The following is a 20,056-nucleotide window of genomic DNA, read 5'->3' as shown; positions in this document are numbered from 1 at the left end:
AGCATGGTCAGGGCCCACCATGGTTGACCTGGTGTATTTTATTTTCGTTTTCTTACGCTTTAAAAAACAAAAGCAATTTAGGATTCGATAACCGGATGGATATAGTGTTAAGAGCATCATATTCAAATTACAGGACTACATATATTATCTTGAAATAGAACAAGTCTAACATAGTAGACTCGAACGAAATCACTTATAATAGATTAGTTTGTACATCCTTCTACAATTCTGCAGATGCCTGCGTTAGGAGACCTGCCAGCCATTCGTAATCCGGTGTATCCTTTTCCTTGATTTTAATCGTTTTGCGTTCTGCTGGTCCTTCGAATACTCCATCGGGCAGATCAAGAGCAGCCGTATTAAAAATGGTGAAGGACACCGCCTGTTTGGAAGGGGAGATGACCGCTGCATATTTGCCATTCTTCAGGAAATGAGGCTTCTTGTATTGTATGCGCTCCTGCGCGTCCGGAATGGAATCGTGCACGAGCTGGCGTAATTGTCCTGCTACGGCGATTTGCCAGGGGGTTGAGATCTGTTCGATAAACTCCGTGACTTCTGTATTCAAGGCCATTATTGTTCTTCCTCCATTTATATTGGATTAAGTGCTTCCCACTCCGGCTTCAGAATGCCCATCATCAGGCGGTCATAACGGCGTCCGTCCCGGTATACCGCGGAGCGTGCTCGTCCCTCTAACTGAAAACCGGCCTTCTCATAGGCACGAATCCCTTTTGCATTATAGGAAATGACATCCAGCCCCACACGATCGAGGTTCATTTCATGGAAGGCATATCGCAAAATCAGATGCAACGCTTCTGTTCCATACCCTTTGTTGCGGTGTTCGGCGAGTCCAATGCCGATGGCCAGCTGCCCGCAGCGGTTATTCCATTCAATGCTGTGAATGACAACAAAACCAATTAGTGTATCCTCTTCGTGTGTTCGAAGCCTGAAGTATACTTCTTTGTTTTTCGTTTCCCCCTCATCCTCCAATTGCTTCTCCGAGTAGGGGATGGCGATATCGGTATCCATATTACGAAGATACTCGGGATCTTCATTCCATTGCAGCATCGTCTGTACGTCTCCCTCACGTGGAGGTGTCATTTTCAATCGTTTGCTATAAAACAGGTTGTCCGTTGTCAGTGTCATGTTGGTCTCCTTTGAAGATAAATGAAGCTCGCTTCACCTCAGTACGAAAATGAACTGTATGGTTGGCTCAATATCTTCGCCCCTTTGAAAATCAGATAGCCCCATCATACTGGAAATTTCAGGGGATCACAATACACTTTTCAGTGGGTTTTCTTAAACTCTTGTCAGTAAACCTGCCACGGTAGTAAGATGAAATCATATAGTTTAAAAACAGCGATGGAGTACACCAAAATTGTTGGCAGGAGTGGTTGTTATGGAGATCAGAGTGGATGATTTGAGTGGGGATCAGGTTAAGGGGTTAATCGCAGAACATTTGCTTGGCATGGCCGAAGATTCGCCGCCGGAAAGCATTCATGCATTGGATCTGGATGGATTGAAGAAACCAGAGATTACATTCTGGTGCGCATGGGAAGGTGAGGAATTGCTGGGATGTGGAGCCATGAAGGAATTGAGCGCCGAGCATGCCGAACTGAAATCAATGCGTACAGCCAAAGCTCATCTTCGAAAAGGCGTAGCGAGACAAATCCTGACTCACATCATTGAGGTTGCCAGAACTCGGGGATACAAACGCATTAGCCTGGAGACCGGATCGATGGATTCGTTTATCCCGGCACGCCGGATGTATGAAGACTTCGGATTCGAATACTGCGAGCCTTTTGCAGATTATATATTGGACCCGAATAGTGCATTCATGACGAAGGAGTTATCACCGCTCGCATAGTCCTCCTCATTGTTTCAATTTCGTTTACAAAAGGGTAATCAACCAGGATTCTGCCTTGGCAGGGTTCTGGTTTTTTGGCGTGGGCGCTTGAATTGAATGAATTTGCCATAATGAATCTCTGTGCTGAGACATGAACAATAGGGTATACTGGAAATTATGTTATAAAAGCTTGAGAGAAGATTACAGACGTTGTTGACATCAGGAGGACTTGAATTGGCTCAAACAGAAGGAACATTACAGAAAAAACTTAAACCAAGACACATCAGCTTCATGGCCATGGGCGGTGTCATTGGAACCGGAATTTTTAAGGGCAGTGCCGAAACGATTGGACTCGCAGGTCCGGGTGTTATTTTAACGTACATTTTTGCCGGCCTATTACTGCTGGTTGTAATGGCAGCGATGGCGGAGATGGCTACCGTCTATAAAAACAAAAACATGAAAGACTTCGTGCAGGAAGCCTTCGGCAGCAGGGTATCCTTTGTTATGGGGTGGATGTACTGCTTCCTATGGTTATCCGTATGTGTCATTGAGGTAATTGCTGCGGGGAGCTTCTTGCAATATTGGTTCACGGAAGTGCCGTTATGGATGCTAAGTCTGGCGTGCGCGGCATTTATTATACTCGTTAATCTGCTGAGTGTTGGGGTGTTCGGGGAGTTTGAATTTTGGCTGGCAGGCATCAAGATAGCCATGATCATTATTTTTATCATCCTGGGTGCTGCATTGATCTTTGGCATTATTCCAAGTGATAATACACCTTATCTGCAAAATTACACACAAGCCGGAGGTTTCCTCCCGAATGGTTGGTCATCGATCTTCTCCGCGCTGCTGGTCGTCATGTTCTCGTATGGAGGTTCGGAACTCATTGGTCTGACGCTGACGGAGACGGAAAATGCGGACAAGGTCATGCCGAAAATTGTGGGCAATTTCATGCTCCGAATTATTTTGTTCTTCACGCTGCCCATTCTCATCATCTGTGGTCTCATTCCATGGAATGAGCTCGGGCCGGAGAGCAGCCCGTTTGTACAAGTATTGGCTTCCACAGGTCTGCCTGGAGCAGCACATATTATGAACTTTATTCTGGTTACTGCCGTTCTATCTGCTGCCAATTCCGGCATCTACGGCGCATCGCGGATGCTTCATTCCATGGCGGTGGGCGGTGAGGCTCCCAAAGCACTGTCCAAAACCAATCGGAGCGGAAGTCCGGTGAATACGCTCTTGGTCTGTTCCGTTATTTTGCTCGGAGGCTCCATGCTTGGACTGTTCGCTCAGGATCAATTGTTCCGCGTATTGCTGGCAGTGCCTGGGTTTGTCGTGATGCTTGTATGGATCTGCATTGCCACTTCCCAGTTAAAATTGCGGAAGAGCTACCCGGTCACACCGACATTCAAAGTCTGGGGATTCCCTTACGTAACCGGACTCACCATACTTGCACTTGGTGTTATTGCGGTGATGTTCATATTCGATGAGGCCAATCGGTTCAGTATCAGTATCTGCCTCGGTGTTCTAGCCATATTGATTATCTGGTCCCTGATCCGGTTCAGGAAGTCGAATGGACAAGAAGTTTAAGGTTTGCAGAAGTAAAATTGAAGAGTAGAGGTATGTACCTCTACATGGATTTAACATCTCGGCATGTATGCCGGGATGTTTTTTTATGTGCAAAGGAATGGACTCAGAGTATAAGGGAAGATATGATCTGTTACATTTGGGAGATATTGGGGGTGATACGAACTATGGAAATAAACCAGCAGTCGCTACGAAATAATTTTGTTCCATTTTATAATAGAAGGCCAAGTGTATATATTTGAATCAATTCAATATTTCGTGCCTGCCGTATTCTTATAACAACGTAATACATATTTCGAACGAGGTATCATATGACAACGATAAAGGTAACACCTGAACAATTATCATCTGTTTCTAAACAATTTGCAGTCGCACAGAGCCAGGTTTTTCAGATGAATAGTATCCTGAAACAACATTTATTCGAGATCGAAAGACAGTGGGATGGAAGCACAAAGGAAAAGTTTTACGTTGATTTTGTGGTTGCCCAAAAGAAAATGGATAACTTTGTTTCATTATCTCAGTCGATTTCGAAAGAACTCGAAGGACATGCAGAAAAATTCAGACTTGCAGATCAGCAAGCAGTGCAATCTTATGATTCGAGGTGTGCACCCCCACCGCCGGATGAATGTAGTGCTCCGGCAGCGGACAACCGTAATGCATTCCAAAAATCAGCTGACAGCTTGGCCGAGTTGGGTCGTGCATTTATGCAATCTGCGGACGATCGATATCAAAAACGTTATGATAGTGTAGGGGGATTCCTGGATTACTGGACGTTTGGTATCCCGAGTGGACTGGTTGAGGGATATGTAGACCGGGCGGATAAAGCATTTAACTCCCCCAATGATACAGCAAACTGGCTTACATTCGGTATTCACGGCACGATTAGGGAGGCTACTATGCCAACCAATGCCTGGTCCAGCGAACACTGGGCGAATATGATTGGTATGGGAGGGCTGATGGTTGGTACCGGATATGCCTCTTCTATGATCAAACCGCATAATCTACTGACATCTTCAGGAGGGGGCGCGAAAATAAATTCGTTCACACGTCCATCGGGTACAGGACAAATGACGGGTGGATTTAATGGCTTTCAGGATCCCCGCATTCGAGTATTGGACAATATTGCCGAGAGTAAAAAGGCGAGAGAATCATCTGGATTCTCCGAGTTTCTGGAGAAGGAAAAGGAAATAGGAAAAGGGGATCATCGTCAGATATCTTCAGACGGTTTGAGGAACGAACTAGAACTAACAGATGCCCAGAAAACCGAACTGGTTAATTACTCTAAAAGATTAGGTTTCCCAGAAGAGAATATAGTGTTTCGAGAACATTGGAATACCGGAATGATGTATGACAGACTGTATATCAATACAGACGTTCTACCTGCAGAGTCCCATGGAATTGGCACATTGAGTGCCAACGCACGTGTTTCGGGTAGAGCTACTGTAGCTCATGAAATTATTGGACATTATGAAGCGTTTAAAAGCGGAAGAGCCTTTGAACTATATAATCTTGATGATAATACGTATACACGGAATTTTGCTTTAGACGAAGCTCAAGCCAGCATAAGAGCAGCGAGATTTGCTCCCGAGTTAACTTCTGTAGAGAGAATAACACTATTAAGAGATGCAATTACTAGATTGAAAAATGCAAATCTCCGTGTACGAGATGTCAAGAATGAACTTTATATTCAACATAGATAGAAAGGAGATTAGTATGTATAAATTGATGAATGTTGGAGATGTTTTTGAATCATTGGAATATGGCACTATTTTAGTGGGGATCAATCCTGAACTTGATGATCTCAGCCATGATCAAATTAAAAATCGCATCGATAATCGTATTGTTATTAGAACACCTGATAAAAAAGAATTTTCAATAGAAGTGGTTTCAATACAAATCTCAAGTTCATTAATGAATAAGAAAAGCATTGGTATCTGTGTTGGTAGATCAATCAACCAATCTGAAATTCCCCTTAACTCAGAAGTGTATACAGACAAGTCTTAATGAATTTAATGTCATGATTAGATGATGGTTGCCTTACACAAAGAAAGATGAAAATAATGAATAAGGGAGGTTTAGTCTGACTAGTTCGATTGAGGATATTTTAATTATAGCTTGCAAAGGTAAGTATGAAACTTTAGGACTTTAAAAACTTACCTGATGTAATGTCGAAGGAAACATTAAATAAGTACTTTAATGCTTACTTGGATTTAATTGAAAACACCGATGATTTGGACAGCATAGACGTTTTAGAAACGTTATCAGAATTAGCTGATAGAAAGGTCTATACTCACGAATTGTTAGAATCTAATCTAAGATCAAGAGTCGATTAATCTTAGGGAGGTTTCATCTGGGGAACTGGTCGATAATTATGCCTATGTAGTTATAAACCCTGAATTTGCGAAAAAGTTATGAGTTGATGAAGTCAGCTTTAAATATGGATTTGGATAGGGAAGTTAAGGAAATCATTGAAGAGTCTATAGATGAAGTTGGAGAAGACATAGATATCCCTTACAAATCTAACTGAGAGGTACCCTTATTGAATCAACTTAACATTTTAACCCCAGAATTATTTAACGAAGAATTTCTGGTCAGATCCAGCAGGAGTTGGTCATCGAGCTGCACTGAACAAACATCTCGGCATGTATGCCGGGGTGTTTTTTTTATGTGCAAAGGAATGAGCTCAGAGAGTTGAGATCAGGCAGGAACGAGGTCTTGCTCTTTCATGTCTTTACAATGTTGAAAAGTGAGGCAGAGATCCTTGGTCAGCAAGAAGCCTTTAGAGATCATTGAAACCAGATATGAAAATAGAAGTATATAATTAGAAGAATTAAATATTTTAGTTAACGACTGGGAGAAGGGAGAGACGGATTTAATAACATTTTTAAATAAAGTTTGGTTTACGAAGGATTATCAGGGGGAGAGTTTAAGCAGAAGTGTAATTCATTGAACGCATACGATCTGTGTGAGTTTCTAGGTGATGATGAAGTTTGTATTTGGATACAACCATAGAGGGAGGACGAATATGCCATTCATTGGAGGAATTATTTTAGTCTTTATCTTAGCGTTTATTCTATGGTCATTAATGTTCCCGCTATTCAATATGGTAGGTAGAAGAGTGTTGAAAAGATACAACAAATTCAAACAAGAGGAGAATGTAAATGAAGAATCTAAAGACGTTTAAGGTGGGAGCCATCTCAGTAGCTTTAGTGATTATTGTAGGAGTAGTATTGGTTAGCTTTTTTGTGACACGAATTCCTAACGGATATGTTGGCGTTGTCTATTCACCAAATGGGGGTGTAAAGGATAATACGCTGAGTCAGGGCTGGAAGTTGGTTGGTGCTTTTGATAAAGTAACCAAATATCCAATTCGAATCCAAACTGTTGAATACAAGGATATACAGATTGCTACGTCTGACGGAAAAAACATCACAATCGATTTTGCTTACAACTATCAAGTAGAACCAAGCCAAGTGTCTTCGATCTTCAATACTTTTGGACCCATTAGCATTCAGGAAATTGAAGATACATATCTGAAAACACGTTTTCGTGATGCAGCACGGAAAGGTATTTCTAAATTTACTGTAATTGATGTATATGGAGAAAAATCATCTGAGGCTGGCGTAGACGTTCAACAGCGTTTCGCAGACGATGTCAAAGAACTGGGTTTCATTGTATCCAATGTGACCGTTGGTGTTCCTCAACCAGATGCAAAAACCCAAGAAGCCATAGATAAACGAGTTGAGGCATCTCAAGAGTTGGAACGTAAAACGACTGAGCTTGAAATTGCCAAGAAAGAGGCAGAACGAAAACGTGTGGAAGCACAAGGTAATGCAGACAAACTATTGATCGAAGCAGAAGGTCAAGCCAAAGCAAATAAAGAGCTTCAACAATCACTTACAACCCAACTTGTTCAATACGAAACGATTAAGAAGTGGGACGGTGTGCTGCCATATGTCAGTGGATCCAATACACCAATGATTCAGTTACCAACGGCAGCTACAAAGACAGAAGAGGTAAAATAAATGAAGGGGAGCTTGTCTCCCCTACTGAGGTACAGATATTTTTTAACAAAATCCAGCGGAGAGGTGCCATTATTGAATCAACTTAACATTTCACCCCCTGAAGCATTCAACGAAGAAACCTTTGATCAGATCCAGCGGGAGCTGGTGACAAGAATACACTTGCAGAACAGCTTCAACATGGAAGATGTCCGTCTCGTGGCAGGTGTGGACCTGGCGTACTGGGAGGATGGAGACCGGACACTTGCGGTGTGCTGCATTAGCGTAGTGGATTACACTACCCATGAGATTGTGGAAACGAAGTCCTTGCAGGATGAGATCAAGGTGCCTTACATCGCAGGGTATCTGTCCTTCCGGGAGCTGCCGCTCATCCTGGATACGATAGGCCAACTGGAGAATGATCCGGATCTGGTCATGTTTGACGGAAACGGCTATCTGCATCCACGGCATATGGGGATTGCCACACATGCTTCGTTTTACCTCAACAAGCCTACCATCGGGATCGCCAAAAGCTATCTCCGAATTCAAGACACGGACTATGAAATGCCAGCAAGCGAATCGGGTAAATTCACGGATATTGTGATTAACGGTGAAGTCTATGGCCGTGCACTGCGAACGCATTCACAGGTCAAACCGATCTTTGTCTCCTGTGGCAATGGGATTGATATCAATACGGCTACCGAAGTGACCCTGGCGTTAATTAACAAAGAAAGCCGATTGCCTATCCCTGTAAGACAAGCTGATTTGGAAACGAAAAAGCACCGGGCTGCACTGAAACATGTAGACGGTAATCATGGCGACAAGGGTCAATCATGCAACGAATAATACGGTAAACTCTGACGACCACGTTGGAGTTTTTTTATTTGCACTATAACGTACAATTTTACCTCAAGCAGGCAGCAACAGAGTTCCATCCAATTGAAGCTGACACAGTGATGACAGCGTTTTAAAGACATCCAATATTTTCTTGCTTAATTCGACATATTCATATACTATTTTCCCATACTTAGTGCTTCAAGCCTATGACTTTTGGGTAGGACAGATGATAGCGGCTTGGGTTTCAGGGGAGAGGAAGAGGAACGGATGGTCAGGTTTTTCAGAAAGCGTTTGGTGGTGCGAATTGTTGCAGTGGTTACACTGGTGATGTTGGTGATCTACACGGGGAGCATGCTGCTTCAGTTGGCCAATATGAAGTTAGCCGCGCAGGAGGCCATTTCAAGTTACAATATCCAGATTGCACAGAGCTATGTTCAGCAGATGGATACTGTACCCTATGCCGAATTTGCCCAAGATCCGAAGGAAAATGAGTTGTTCCTGAAGATTCGTGATGAACTGGATGATTTTCGCGTAAGCATTGGGGCCATGTATGTGTATTTTGTCAAAATAGATGATCAAGGCACGCCACTTATTATGGTGGATGGCATGAAAGATGCCGATAAGGCTTCTCCGATTAATGAAGTCACCGATATTCCAAGCGATGCTGTCCAGCGGCTGCTGCAAGGGAATACGGCTAGCTCACCGATCATTAACAATGAGGAGTACGGCGAATATATCTCGTCCTATGCTCCGATTGTGGACCAAAATGGTGTCATGATTGGTGCGCTCGGAATTGATACAGCCGTATCTGTTATTGGCAGCATCGAGGCAGATATCCTGAAGTCGAGTATTCCGTTCTATGGGCTTCTGTTATTGATTACCCTTGCAGGCATTGGTGTGGTCCTCTGGTTCATTGTAAGAGGGCTGCGTCCGCTGCGGCCTTTGAAGGCGAGTGTGGAACAGATGGCACAGGGCGAGCTTGCAGAAGCCAGCCGCATATTGACGTCGTATCGCCCGCGCAGCGAAGACGAGATTGGCACGACCTATCAGGCAATGACTCATATGTCAGGTCATCTAAATAAAATCGTTAGCGATATGGTCGCAGGTGTATCCGCTACCACCGATATGCTCGCCAAATCAACCAAGCAATTTAACCAAAGCACCGATGAAATGGTGGAGATGAGTCAGACGGTTGATCAATCCGTTGAACAGATTCGTCAGGGAGCCCACACGCAAAAACAGGGGGCAAGCGACAGCGCCCATGCCATGGAGGAGATCGCTAAAGGCATCACCGACATATCCGAGTCGTCCATGGCCGTATCCGATGCGGCAACCAGTGCGCTAACCACGGCGCAAACCGGTAAGCTGAGCATGTCCCGAATGAAGGAGCAGATGCAGAGTATTTCAAAGGTTTCGGATGAAGTGGTGGCATTGGTACATGTGCTGAATAATTACTCCCAGGAGATTGGCGGTGCGCTGCATACGGTAAATGACTTTGCGAGCCAGACAAAGCTTCTTGCACTGAATGCTTCCATTGAGGCAGCTCATGCAGGGGAACATGGGAGAGGCTTCGCCCTTGTTGCGGAAGAGGTCCGCAAGCTGGCTGAAGCCTCGAGTACATCCATGCAGCTCATTTCGGGTTTGCTGCTTCGTATCCAGCAGGAGTCCCAACAGATCGGTTCACAGATGGGAGTGGCCTCCGAGGAGATTGGACAAGGAGTTATGATCACAGCGGAGGCGGAGCTTGCCTTCTCCCATGTGGTGGAAGCTTTCCAACTGGTGACCAGCCGTATTCAGGAAGTATCAGCAGCAGCCGAAGAGATTTCGGCAGGCTCGGAAGAAGCTGCAGCTTCGGTGAATACCATTTCGCAGATCTCTTCCGGGGTTTCGGATCATTCCGATGACATCTACCGCCTGATGCAGGAGCAGAAGGCCTTGTTCCAGGAAGTCGCCCGGACATCCGTTTTGCTGGAGCAGCAAACCAATGAGATGAGCGAAGCTGTGAGAAAAGTAAAGGTGTAGGCATCACATAAGAGAAGGTACCCATGCTGCTGGAGGAGTTGAAGTGGATTATCCCCAGCGTGTGGTGTACCTTTTTCTTTGGTTTGGGCCCTGATTAATGATGCGAGTTCTTAGTGAAATGGAAAAAAAATTAACTTTTCAAATAATCCAGCTCGATCGCCTGTCTGAACTTTTGAGCAAATCGTTCGGCGGCAACGGCGACCTCCTTGGACTCAGTCTGAACGAAGCCAATTTGCATCTTGGGCTGGTCAATGGAGGCAATCTCCACCATTTTCACAAGGCCTTCTTTCCACAATGTGTTCTGGTAGAAAGAGAAGTCGTGGCCGATGCTGGCTGCTATATTGTTTCTAAGCACCGTGTTGATCGCCTCCGAATTGTTGGTCTTGAAGAGGATGGACAATGCTCCATAATCGTATGTGAAATCCTTGATGAAATCTTCTATGAAGCCATCGCGGTACAGCGCGAGGGGATGTTCCTTCAGTTGATCCGGCGTCACCCGATTCAGCTTGGCCAGATCAGACTGGTGATGGGTACCTACAACCAGTTTGCCGGAATACATGGGGCTGAAATGCAGCCCGTCGAATTCACGCAGCTGTTTCGTGTAGATGGCAATGAAACCAAGGTGTGCCTTGTTGTTCCGGATGTCTTCGATAATCTCCATCGAACCTTTCTCTTCAATGGAAATGTTCAATAGAGGATGCTCCCGTTTCATATCGGCAGTGGTCTGGACAAGGTAGTGCATGACACTGGGAAAGGTCGCTACATGCAGCTCGCCTGTCAGGCAGGATGCTTCCACATTCAGCGATTTCAATTCATCAACCCGCTGCAAAATGTCCAGTGCCTTGGCAATAAACTGTTTGCCCTCCGGTGTAGGGTGGGTTCCCTGACGGGAGCGCTCGAACAGGATCAGGCCAAGCTCCTTTTCCAGACGATGGATGGACTGACTGATGGCCGATTGGGTAACGTGAAGGTGCTCCGAAGCGGCGGAGAACGATTGGGTTTTGGCAATTTCAACGACATATTCAAGCTGTTCCAGATTCATAGGTTCATCTCCGTTTTAACATTACTGCTACTAATATTAACATTAGTATCTATAAATATGAATAATAAGTGAACGGCGATATAATACATAGACAAGCTATTTATAAGCTCAATTAAAAGGGGATGGATTTACATGAAAGCAGCAGTATGGTACGGACATAAAGATGTTCGAGTGGAAGAACGTGAAGTTCCGGTTGCTGGATCCGGACAAGTCAAAATTAAAGTGGAATATGCGGGGATCTGCGGCAGTGACTTGCATGCTTATCACCATGGTGTAGGAATTCAGGAAGGTGAGAATCATCCGCTCTCAGGTCAGCAGGCACCATTAACATTGGGCCATGAGTTCGCCGGAACAGTTAGTGAATTGGGAAGTGATGTAAGCGATATCAACATAGGAGACCGTGTTGTGGTGGAGCCATTGTATCATTGCGGTAAATGCGAATACTGTATCCAGGGCCGCTATAATCAGTGTACCGAATTCGGCTTCGTAGGTTTGAATGGGGATGGTGGTTTTGCCGAGTATGTTGTTGTCGAAGCATATATGGTGCACCCATTGCCAGACAAGGTTTCTTTTGAAGAAGGAGCACTTGTTGAGCCTACAGCGGTAGCCTTCCATGCCGTTCGCCACAGCAAGCTGAAAGTGGGACAGAAGGTAGCCGTGTATGGTGCAGGCCCAATTGGACTGCTGACCATTCTATCTGCAAAAGCGGCAGGAGCTTCCACGATCTATGCGGTTGACGTATTCGAGGAACGCCTGAACCTGGCAGCTAAACTGGGAGCCATTCCAGTGAACAGTGCCAAAGTGAATGCAACGGAAGTAATTCTGGAGCAATCTGGCGGAATTGATGTCGCCTATGAAGCAGCAGGTGTACAACCTACGATGGATAGCGCTGTAGCGGTAGTCAAAAAAGGTGGAGAAGTGGTTGTCATTGCAGCCATCCCTAACCCACTGCAAGTGAACTTCTTCGATCTTCTGGTAAAGGAAGCGAATCTGACGGCCACACTGGCATATCGCCACATTTTCCCTGAAGTCATCTCCCTCATTGCTGAAGGAGCACTCGATGTGAAACAGGTCATTACGAAGAAAATTAAACTGGATAACATCGTGGAAGAAGGACTGGAACTGCTGATGAGCGACAAGAGTCATGCAAAAATTTTGGTAGAGATCGGCGGTTAATAAGCTAATACCTTGCTGCATCTTCCCAATAGTAAAGGCCACTCGGATGAGTGGCCTTTTTTTCATCTTTATCACTTTGATTGAACTGAAGTTTTATAACTTACGCTTAATTCCATGTACTCCCGCATGAAACATTGGTCATGAATCGTAACGATAACAGATGGCGTTGCCGCCGCTGCTGCGTGTACTGAATTCTTCATCCTCCACAAAGCCAAAACGTTCATATAAACGGATGGCATTTGTCATCTGCCCGCCCGTGAACAGATACACCGTATTTTTGCCCATGTCCTTGGCGGATGCAACACACTGACGAAGGAGCTCCCGGGCAATACCGTGACCCCGCCACGTAGGATCCACACCAAGCAGGCGAATGAATGGATAATCAATCGGGAGCTCAAAATTGGGATAGGCATGGTGTGCGGTTTCGAACAATTGCACGGTCCCCACAATCTGGTCGTCCACTTTGGCGACCCACAATTGTGTGAGGTAGGGATTATCCAGTGATTCCTCGATGTCTTTCACATAGGCTTCCCAACGTTGTTGATCCTGAAAGGTATCCTTGTACTCTGCGTAACTTGCAATGAGGATATCTACGATCCCTTTATGATCAGCTTCTGAAGCGGGTTGAATCGTGACTGCCGTTGTCGTCATTTCAATTTCTCCTTCTGAAATGGGGTGGATGAAATACAGTTATTTCACATCTTAACACAACTAAATTTATCGGAATAATCAAAATATTCTATTGGATACGCATGAATTTCTATGAGTCAGTCTATGCGACAATCTTATGATTTCATACTAATCCATCGATCATAAACGATTGAGCTGAGTGGAATACAGGTTATTCCGATATTCGGTTGGTGTACTGCCTTCGTACTGCTTGAACATGCGCAGGAACAGTTTGTAGTCCGAGAATCCGCATTGTCCGGCTATTTCCTTAACACTGGCATTGGTATTGAGCAGCAGCTGTTTGGCCCGGTTGATCCGCTCGGTAAGGATGTAGGCTTTCAGCCCAATGCCTTTCTCTCGTTTTACCATTTTGGAGATATAGTCCTTGTTAAAATTAAAATGCTCCGCAATCTTGCCTACCGTAATATCGGTATGGAGATGAATACCAACCCACTTGCAGATATGGTCAACAACCGCATTATGAGGGCGATAACCAGCCTCCGTATTGCGTTCCAATTCTTTTAACAGTAGGAAAAGTGCGGCATTTGCCTCTTCGGTGGAGAAGGATGAGACATGCAGCAGCTGCTTGAACAGCTGATTGGCCGTGGAGGGTACCGGGATGGTCGCATGTGTGGGATAACGATCGAATCCTTCTGCCAAGGTGTCATAGTGAACCCAGTAAAAGCTGACAGGAGCATCGCTGACTTGATATCCGTAATGGGTATGGCCGGCTCTCAGAAACAGCAGATCATTGGCGCGAACCACGTAATGCCGCTCCTCCTCCGCAATGTACATTTCTCCCTCCAGCATCAAAATGATCTCATGCACGGGCATGATCCGTTTCATATGTGTCCAATTGCCTTCCGTGATGAACTTGCCGCACAGATAAAATTCGAGTGGCTTCTGCATAAGACGGATTTATCCACCTTTTCTTGGATTATGAGTCTGATGTAGTTGTATTTTATTTGATAATATGTGGATATTCAAGGGTTTGTATGAATTGGGGGTTAAGAAGCAGCTGGTGGGTAGAACGGATTTTACCCTCTCGTATGATGCCGGAAAGATATCAGGAACGATAACATTCTGTACATAATGAGGAGGAGCATTGGTCATGATCGAAACGAAACGGGGATTTTTGGGTCCGGAGCACGTGCAGCTATTAAACGGGGTTTTCCAAACATCTCAGGAGGTCGGGGAACGTTACCTGTTATCACTGGATATTGATCGATTTCTGGCTCCATGTTATGAGGCACACGGGCTAACGGCGAAGAAGGAGCGGTACGCTGGCTGGGAAGCACGGACGATCAGTGGACATTCCCTGGGGCACTATATGTCTGCTCTGGCAGTGACTTATCAGGCGACAGGTAATGAGACGCTCAAACAAACTTTGGATTATGCCGTCACCGAGCTTGCGGGAATTCAGCAGGCAGCAGGCAGCGGATATATCGGTGGATTAACCGAGGAGGCCTTCGACGCGGCATTTCGGGCCGAACGCATTGGCAGTTTTGATATCAACGGATTTTGGGTTCCGTGGTACAGTGTCCACAAAATTTATCGTGGTCTTCTTGATGCTTACAAGCTCACAGGTAATCAGCTCGCACTGGATGTCGTTATCCGTTTCGCTGATTGGGCTGTGACAGGCATGAGTGGCATGACGGAAGAACAGGTACAGACGATGCTCCAATGTGAGCATGGCGGCATGAATGAAGTATTTGCTCAATTGTATGGCATCACGGGTAAGCGCGTGTATCTCGATACGGCCAACCGTTTTACCCACCAGATGATCCTTGAGCCGTTGGAGCAGGAGCGCGATGACCTTCAGGGCAAACATGCAAATACCCAAATTCCGAAAGTGATCGGTGCAGCCGAGATTTACAATCAGGATCATTCCCATGAGAGCTATCGGACAGCGGCGGAGTTCTTCTGGGACACAACGATTCATCACCGCTCCTATGTGTTTGGTGCCACGAGCATATCGGAACATTATGAAGCAAAGGGTATGGAGAGTCTTGGCATCAAAACCGGGGAGAGCTGCTGTACCCACAACATGATGCATCTGACGAAGCAGCTGTTTGCCTGGAACCCGGACAGTGCCTACATGGACTATTATGAGAACGCGATCTACAATCATATTCTGGGCACACAGGACCCCGATACAGGGAACAAAACGTATTTTGCCTCAACCCTCCAGGGCCATTACAAAATCTACGGTACACACGATACCGCATGGTGGTGCTGCACAGGCTCAGGGATGGAGAACCCGGGCAAATATGCCGAGGCCGTCTATTTCGAAGATGAACAGGACCTGTATGTGAACCTGTATATCGCATCCGGGCTGGACTGGACGTCACAAGGGCTATCCCTGAAGCTTGAAACCGACTTTCCTTATTCGGAAAAGGTAACCCTGACGATTACCGGAGGCCATGCCCCGGCCAATCTAAGACTACGCGTGCCCTCCTGGCTGCAGGAGCCAATGACGGCAACCGTCAATGGGGATACGGCCCATCCGTATACACGGATTGAAGCCGGCTATCTCTCTATCCAGCGTACATGGTCCGCCGGGGATGTCGTGACCATCACCCTGCCGATGTCGCTGAGCCGATACACGTCCAGGGATGATACCCACAAAGTCGCCTTCCTGTATGGACCCATTGTGCTCGCGGGCGCACTGGGAAGCGAAGGGTTGCCGGAGGATACCATTGTGGATGAGACCGCGCTAAATCCGAAGACAGCACCCGTGCCAGTGATTTGGACGGAGCAGGAGGATGTCCGGGAATGGATCAAGGTGGTGGATAAGGGGACGTTAACCTTTGAGCTTAGCAAGGACGTGACGTCAACGGGTGAAGCCGTGAAGCTGATTCCGTTCTACGATGTGCATCATGAGTTTTATACGGTCTATTGGCCGTTCAACGATGAAGGCGATGCACTGGAGAAGGAACTGAATGCGATTACGATTGACAGGGTGCAGCCAGACGGTCAGCAGGACGAGATTGGGCATCATCTGGATAGCAACTGCCGAGCAGAGCATCACAACGGTTCCTACACGGATAGCCGTAACAGGCTGCATATGTGGCGCGAAGCCTTTGGTATCAGCGGGGCCTATTTCAGTTACCGGCTGGCGGTGGATGGTTCCGGCACCAATGTTTTGTGCGTTGGCTACTGGGGCGGGGATCATACACCATTTGAACGGGAAGGGACGAGGTATGACAGAATATTCAACCTTGTGGTGGATGGAGTTGTAGTTGGCGAGCAGCGAATTCATCTGAACAAGATTGGTGAAGTGTTCTATGCGACCTATGATATTCCTCAGGCTGTTACCTCCGGTAAGGAGAGTGTGACAGTTACGTTTGAGGCGATTGGTGATCATGGATGCGCAGGGAAAGTCGTAGAGGTGCGAACAACCCGAAGCAAGCCAAACTTTGTGACCTCATAAACAGGCAGAGCATGGAAATCAGCCAACACAATGGTATAATGAGGACGAAGTCGATTAGGGATCAGGGAGGTGGAATGTGTGGCAAAACCGGATAACAAAGGCATCTATAACTTTCAGGATTGGCTGACCTGGGAAGGAGCCTGGGAACTCATTAACGGCAAGGCCTACAATATGTCCCCGGCACCGACCTCCATACACCAGTTTATCGTGGGCGAGCTGCATTTCTCCTTGCGAACTTTTTTACAGAACCAAAAATGCTATGTGTTTGTTGCACCGTTCGATGTGTTTTTTAGCGAAAATGAACAATACGATACACCTGACCATGTTGTACAACCGGATCTGTCTGTCATATGTTCCAAAGACCAAATCAACAAAAATGGCTGTCACGGTGCACCGTCTTTAATTATAGAAGTGCTATCTCCTTCAACAGCCCTGAAGGACTTTAATGAGAAGTTTAATTTGTATCAGAAATATGGTGTGAATGAATATTGGATTGTCGATCCTGGCAACCAGACGGTACATGTATACACGCTGGAGGACGGAAGCTATCAAGATCGCAGGCTGTATACGGAAGAGCAGATGATTCAATCTAAGCAGTTCCCGGAACTCGCAATACCCTTTCATCAGCTGTTCAGGCTGGAATAGAATAAAATTTGAAATACTCCGGTGCCCTGTGCCCGGAGTATTTTTGTTGCCTTCTCCGGCTTGTACTATATAAAAAATGACACGTAACCTCCATATTCCACGTATTACCTGTAAATCTTTCTTTTTCCCTTAACGGATATTTTCGTTTTTCTCCTCCGTCGTAAATCGGTTCAATAGTGAGCCGTCAAAAATCCGTCCACATGTCCCTGTATCGATGAAATGGGATAAGCTGGCGTCACGTATATTAGGAATATCCATAATCTTCGACCGAATCAGGGCTGCATCATGTACAATGAGTGATATACGCTAGTGGGAAATATCGACAATTGATCCGTCATATAGCGAGAAAGGAGGTCAGTGGATTACGATGATCAAATACATAAAATGGCTGGGCCTGATCTTCGGCGTTGTTGTCATCAATATTCTGTTATTTTCACCAGGCTTCATCGGGTTTGGTTTCGGTGGTGGAGCCTTCTCCACTGCACTGTCCGTCACCCTGCTGTTCGGAAGTGTGATGGCCCTGTTTTACGGAAGTTACACCCTGCTGTTCAAACAGCCTGTAGTCTTGCCGGTTAAGCAGATCGAGACGCATGAAGATTATGTAGAAGCTTTATCTTTTTACAGACGAATTAAAGTGCTGGAAGAAGATATTACGCTGGGATTGTCCCAATTGAGACGGATGAAGAAAAAGAAAGAGACGCTCCTGAACGTGCTGAACCAGCGGTTCGATCCGGGGGAGCTGAGTTATAAGAAATTTGCCTCCGTCACGCTTGAAGTGGAGAAGCTGCTGTATCTCAACATTCGAAGCGTGCTGAACAGACTCCATGTGTTCGATGAAGCCGAATACGCCGCTTTAATGAAATCCAAATCCTCCAAGATTCCACCCAAATTAGTTCAGGAAAAGACCAAAGTGTATAACGACTATCTATCCTATGTAAAAGACTCGCTCCATACGAATGAAGAAATCTTGCTCAAACTTGACCAGCTGCTGCTGGAAATATCACGCCTGGACAGTTTTGAAGCCGGGGATATTGAACAGATGCCTTGTATGCAGGACATTGATCAGTTAATTAAGCACACCAAATTATACAGACAGTGAGGGGTTGCATTTATGGAGAAGAAGGGGAAGTTTTTTCTCATATCGATTGTTATGCTGGTGCTCGTGTTCGGATTGGTCTATGCAGGAATTACATTGACATCGAATTTCGGCAAATCCAGTACACAGGTGACAACAGAGAATGCAGGCAAAGAATTAGGCAAGCTGTACGCGGACATTGCGCCAGCAACGGCTGAACCTGTAAAGGGACAGATTGATCTGGATCCGGTTGATGTGGCAGATTCCCTCCCGGATATCTCGAAGTTCCCGATTACCGTTGAGAATACCACGAACGAGTATGTCGAGATTTTCTCTTCCATTGAGAAGTCAGGCACCGGAGCAGACGGCTGGTTGACCGAGGTCAGTGAAGAATTCAACAAGGCTAATATTACAGTGGGCGGTCAACCGGTATCGGTAAAAATCCGGAATATTGCTTCCGGTACTGCAGCCGATTACATCAAGTCTGGCAAATACGTGCCCGATGCATACACGCCTTCCAATGAACTGTGGGGCGAGATGGTTGCCGCAAGCGGTGTAAAGACCGAAAAGGTATCCGATAGACTCGTGGGCAACGTGCCCGGAATTGTAATCTCCAAAGCCAAATATGATTCGCTCGTTGACACCTACGGCTCCGTCAACGTCAAAACGGTCACCGAAGCGATTGCCAATAATGAACTCGCAATGGGGTATACCGACCCGTTTGCCAGCTCGACAGGACTTAACTTTCTTGTGACGGCACTGAACACGTACGACAGCTCCAATCCGCTGGGGGAGAAAGCGATTGAAGGCTTCGAGAAGTTCCAGGCCAATGTGCCATTTACGGCTTCCACAACCATTCAGATGCGTGAAGCCGCGAAGTCGGGCCGACTGGATGCCTTTGTGCTTGAATACCAGACATACGTCAATACCGCAGACCTGAAGAGCGGATATGTCTTTACCCCGTTTGGTGTAAGACATGACAGCCCGCTGTATGCACTGGGGCAGCTGCCGCAGAACAAACAGGAAATCATCCGGAAATTCGCTGAATTCGTCACTCAGGATAAGTACCAGAAGTCGGCGGAAGAGTTCGGATTTAACGGTTTGCAGGATTACAAGTCTGAGCTGGCGACCGTCGATGGAGGGACGCTATTATCCGCTCAGAAGGTATGGAAAGAGAAAAAGAACGGAAGTAAACCGATCGCTGCCGTATTCGTTACGGACGTATCCGGAAGCATGGATGGGGAACCACTGAACCGGTTGAAGGAATCCCTTCGTAAAGGTCAGAAATATCTCGGTACCGACAATAGTATTGGCCTCGTGTCCTATTCCAGCAGTGTAACCGTGAACCTGCCGATTGCCAAGTATGATACCAACCAGCAGTCCATGTTCGTCGGGTCCGTGGATAGCTTGCAAGCAGGCGGCGGTACAGCGACCTTTGATGGTATCGTGGTCGCCATGAAGATGCTGGAGGACTATATGGCGGCTGATCCGAACGTGAAACCGCTGATTTTTGTCCTGAGTGATGGAGAGACCAATGAGGGACATACACTGAAAGATATACGTGAACTGGTCGAGACCTACCAAGTACCGATCTATACGATCGGATACAACGCCGACATCAAAGCCTTGGAGAGCATCTCCAGCATTAACGAAGCTGCCAGCATCAACGCAGATACAGATGATGTCGTCTACAAGATCGGAAACCTGTTTAACGTCCAGATGTAAATAGTCT

At 46.1% G+C, this 20,056-nt stretch carries 17 protein-coding genes; 12 read left to right on the top strand and 5 right to left on the bottom strand.

Annotated features, from left to right (window positions below; all coding sequences use genetic code 11):
- Positions 1-220 precede the first annotated feature (220 nt).
- Positions 221-562 (bottom strand): DUF1801 domain-containing protein, encoded by a 342-nt coding sequence (locus GUA98_RS12995; protein WP_153980559.1) that lies wholly within the window; start codon positions 560-562, stop codon positions 221-223.
- A 23-nt stretch (positions 563-585) separates the two neighbouring features.
- A complete protein-coding gene (locus GUA98_RS12990; RefSeq protein ID WP_193723269.1) occupies positions 586-1,140 on the bottom strand; it encodes a GNAT family N-acetyltransferase in 555 nt (184 codons plus the stop codon).
- 253 nt (positions 1,141-1,393) lie between these two features.
- Here GUA98_RS12990 and GUA98_RS12985 point away from each other — a divergent pair, with 253 nt between their 5' ends.
- From GUA98_RS12985 to GUA98_RS12955, 7 genes are all read left to right on the top strand, one after another.
- Positions 1,394-1,861 carry a GNAT family N-acetyltransferase gene (locus GUA98_RS12985; protein ID WP_193723268.1) on the top strand — a complete coding sequence of 156 codons (468 nt, stop codon included), beginning with the start codon at positions 1,394-1,396 and terminating at the stop codon, positions 1,859-1,861.
- A 213-nt stretch (positions 1,862-2,074) separates the two neighbouring features.
- Positions 2,075-3,427 carry an amino acid permease gene (locus GUA98_RS12980; RefSeq protein ID WP_153977037.1) on the top strand — a complete coding sequence of 451 codons (1,353 nt, stop codon included), beginning with the start codon at positions 2,075-2,077 and terminating at the stop codon, positions 3,425-3,427.
- A gap of 308 nt (positions 3,428-3,735) precedes the next feature.
- The gene (locus tag GUA98_RS12975) at positions 3,736-5,124 is read left to right on the top strand and encodes a WXG100 family type VII secretion target (protein WP_153977038.1); all 1,389 of its coding nucleotides are present in this window, start codon (positions 3,736-3,738) and stop codon (positions 5,122-5,124) included.
- A gap of 13 nt (positions 5,125-5,137) precedes the next feature.
- Positions 5,138-5,428, top strand: coding sequence for a hypothetical protein (locus tag GUA98_RS12970; protein ID WP_095288654.1), 291 nt, complete (start codon positions 5,138-5,140; stop codon positions 5,426-5,428).
- Positions 5,429-6,585: 1,157 nt separating this feature from the next.
- Positions 6,586-7,449 carry a prohibitin family protein gene (locus GUA98_RS12965; protein WP_153977039.1) on the top strand — a complete coding sequence of 288 codons (864 nt, stop codon included), beginning with the start codon at positions 6,586-6,588 and terminating at the stop codon, positions 7,447-7,449.
- Positions 7,450-7,521: 72 nt separating this feature from the next.
- On the top strand, positions 7,522-8,271 hold the full coding sequence (locus GUA98_RS12960) for an endonuclease V (protein ID WP_193723267.1): 750 nt from the start codon (positions 7,522-7,524) through the stop codon (positions 8,269-8,271).
- Positions 8,272-8,556: 285 nt separating this feature from the next.
- Complete coding sequence (locus GUA98_RS12955; RefSeq protein WP_321573873.1) at positions 8,557-10,284, top strand: HAMP domain-containing methyl-accepting chemotaxis protein; 1,728 nt, start codon at positions 8,557-8,559, stop codon at positions 10,282-10,284.
- A 130-nt stretch (positions 10,285-10,414) separates the two neighbouring features.
- Here GUA98_RS12955 and GUA98_RS12950 read toward each other — a convergent pair whose 3' ends face one another.
- Positions 10,415-11,326, bottom strand: a complete 912-nt coding sequence (locus tag GUA98_RS12950; protein WP_193723265.1) for a LysR family transcriptional regulator — start codon at positions 11,324-11,326, stop codon at positions 10,415-10,417.
- Positions 11,327-11,458: 132 nt separating this feature from the next.
- Here GUA98_RS12950 and GUA98_RS12945 point away from each other — a divergent pair, with 132 nt between their 5' ends.
- Positions 11,459-12,502 carry a 2,3-butanediol dehydrogenase gene (locus GUA98_RS12945; protein WP_193723264.1) on the top strand — a complete coding sequence of 348 codons (1,044 nt, stop codon included), beginning with the start codon at positions 11,459-11,461 and terminating at the stop codon, positions 12,500-12,502.
- A 138-nt stretch (positions 12,503-12,640) separates the two neighbouring features.
- Here the strand turns inward: GUA98_RS12945 and GUA98_RS12940 are convergent, their stop codons facing one another.
- Positions 12,641-13,153 carry a GNAT family N-acetyltransferase gene (locus tag GUA98_RS12940; RefSeq protein WP_193723263.1) on the bottom strand — a complete coding sequence of 171 codons (513 nt, stop codon included), beginning with the start codon at positions 13,151-13,153 and terminating at the stop codon, positions 12,641-12,643.
- Between the two features lie 159 nt (positions 13,154-13,312).
- The gene (locus GUA98_RS12935; protein ID WP_193723262.1) at positions 13,313-14,080 is read right to left on the bottom strand and encodes a helix-turn-helix transcriptional regulator; all 768 of its coding nucleotides are present in this window, start codon (positions 14,078-14,080) and stop codon (positions 13,313-13,315) included.
- Between the two features lie 202 nt (positions 14,081-14,282).
- Between GUA98_RS12935 and GUA98_RS12930 the strand changes: the two genes are divergently transcribed.
- The 4 genes from GUA98_RS12930 to GUA98_RS12915 all read left to right on the top strand — a co-directional run bounded on the left by GUA98_RS12930 (position 14,283) and on the right by GUA98_RS12915 (position 20,049).
- Entirely contained in the window at positions 14,283-16,604 is a 2,322-nt protein-coding gene (locus GUA98_RS12930; protein WP_193723261.1) for a glycoside hydrolase family 127 protein, read from the top strand.
- Positions 16,605-16,682: 78 nt separating this feature from the next.
- Positions 16,683-17,249: a Uma2 family endonuclease gene (locus GUA98_RS12925; RefSeq protein WP_193723260.1), complete on the top strand. Its 567-nt coding sequence runs from the start codon at positions 16,683-16,685 to the stop codon at positions 17,247-17,249.
- A gap of 367 nt (positions 17,250-17,616) precedes the next feature.
- Positions 17,617-18,348: a hypothetical protein gene (locus GUA98_RS12920; protein ID WP_227779600.1), complete on the top strand. Its 732-nt coding sequence runs from the start codon at positions 17,617-17,619 to the stop codon at positions 18,346-18,348.
- 12 nt (positions 18,349-18,360) lie between these two features.
- Positions 18,361-20,049, top strand: coding sequence for a vWA domain-containing protein (locus tag GUA98_RS12915; protein ID WP_193723259.1), 1,689 nt, complete (start codon positions 18,361-18,363; stop codon positions 20,047-20,049).
- Positions 20,050-20,056: the final 7 nt, after the last annotated feature.

The sequence above is a fragment of the Paenibacillus sp. P13VS genome (assembly GCF_015143645.1).
GTDB classification, from domain to species: domain Bacteria; phylum Bacillota; class Bacilli; order Paenibacillales; family Paenibacillaceae; genus Paenibacillus; species Paenibacillus xylanilyticus_A.
Note: the sequence above shows the minus strand (reverse complement) of the source record. Positions and strands in the feature narration are given on the sequence as shown.

Coding starts and splice junctions, on each gene's coding strand:
- GUA98_RS12990 (WP_193723269.1), bottom strand. CDS start 1,140: ATGACACTGACAACGGACAACCTGTTTTATAGCAAACGATTGAAAATG.
- GUA98_RS12985 (WP_193723268.1), top strand. CDS start 1,394: ATGGAGATCAGAGTGGATGATTTGAGTGGGGATCAGGTTAAGGGGTTA.
- GUA98_RS12975 (WP_153977038.1), top strand. CDS start 3,736: ATGACAACGATAAAGGTAACACCTGAACAATTATCATCTGTTTCTAAA.
- GUA98_RS12970 (WP_095288654.1), top strand. CDS start 5,138: ATGTATAAATTGATGAATGTTGGAGATGTTTTTGAATCATTGGAATAT.
- GUA98_RS12965 (WP_153977039.1), top strand. CDS start 6,586: ATGAAGAATCTAAAGACGTTTAAGGTGGGAGCCATCTCAGTAGCTTTA.
- GUA98_RS12950 (WP_193723265.1), bottom strand. CDS start 11,326: ATGAATCTGGAACAGCTTGAATATGTCGTTGAAATTGCCAAAACCCAA.
- GUA98_RS12945 (WP_193723264.1), top strand. CDS start 11,459: ATGAAAGCAGCAGTATGGTACGGACATAAAGATGTTCGAGTGGAAGAA.
- GUA98_RS12940 (WP_193723263.1), bottom strand. CDS start 13,153: ATGACGACAACGGCAGTCACGATTCAACCCGCTTCAGAAGCTGATCAT.
- GUA98_RS12935 (WP_193723262.1), bottom strand. CDS start 14,080: ATGCAGAAGCCACTCGAATTTTATCTGTGCGGCAAGTTCATCACGGAA.
- GUA98_RS12930 (WP_193723261.1), top strand. CDS start 14,283: ATGATCGAAACGAAACGGGGATTTTTGGGTCCGGAGCACGTGCAGCTA.
- GUA98_RS12920 (WP_227779600.1), top strand. CDS start 17,617: ATGATCAAATACATAAAATGGCTGGGCCTGATCTTCGGCGTTGTTGTC.
- GUA98_RS12915 (WP_193723259.1), top strand. CDS start 18,361: ATGGAGAAGAAGGGGAAGTTTTTTCTCATATCGATTGTTATGCTGGTG.